This window comes from Sphingomonas sp. 10B4 (genome assembly GCF_035019905.1).
GTDB classification, from domain to species: Bacteria; Pseudomonadota; Alphaproteobacteria; order Sphingomonadales; family Sphingomonadaceae; genus Sphingomonas; species Sphingomonas glacialis.
In genome coordinates this window covers 1-258 of record NZ_JASJVC010000411.1, presented here as the reverse complement: position 1 = coordinate 258, position 258 = coordinate 1, and the positions used below count along the sequence as shown (strand labels likewise).

Sequence of the window (258 nt, the reverse complement as noted above, 5' to 3'; positions counted from 1 at the left end):
ACCGTCATCACCGCAGTTGGGCTGGCATTCGTCAGCGCTATACTCGAAGCACCGCTGCTGCCGGCGCTGAGCAAGCCTTCGTTGGCCGTTTGTCCTATCGTCAGCGATTGTGCCGCTTGGCCAATCGCAATCGTGCCATTCTGGCTGTTCGCGACATTGCTGCCAACCACCAGCGTGTCATTGGCCGAATTATGATTCATGGCAATTACGGCCGGGCCTGTATTCGACAACATCAACATCGATTGCAAGATCGTGGTC

Annotated in this window: 1 protein-coding gene; it reads right to left on the bottom strand. The window is 55.8% G+C overall.

All coding sequences use genetic code 11. The annotated features are described in order from the left end of the window. Positions 1-239, bottom strand: a 239-nt coding sequence (locus QN347_RS20300) for a hypothetical protein (protein ID WP_323494475.1), incomplete at its 3' end; no start/stop codon positions are given. Between the last annotated feature and the right edge of the window lie 19 nt (positions 240-258).